1 protein-coding gene is annotated in these 294 nt (G+C 66.0%); it reads left to right on the forward strand.

Annotation, left to right across the window (positions count from 1 at the left end):
• The coding region (locus AC2A06_RS19005; protein WP_484381319.1) for an Ig-like domain-containing protein at window positions 1-294 on the forward strand (294 nt) is incomplete at both ends.

A 294-nucleotide genomic window follows, 5' to 3' on the forward strand; every position in this document is an offset into this window, starting at 1 on the left:
CACCGCGCCACAAACCAGTGGTGATGTCAGCGTGCTGGCCACCGATGTGGCCGGCAATGACAGTCCGTCCGCGATCACCGCCTATGTGGACAGCACCGCCCCTGTCGCGCCAGCCGCGCCAAGCGTGGTCGCTAACCCAGACGGTACCTTGAGTGTCTCCGGTACCGCCGAGCCTAACAGCACCATCACGGTCACCTTCCCGGATGGCAGCACCGCCACCGGACCGGTGGCCGCCGATGGCAGCTATGGTCCGATCAGCAGCACCGCGCCACAAACGTCCGGTGATGTCAGCGT

This window comes from Serratia sp. HNCC26DJ244 (assembly GCF_057180565.1).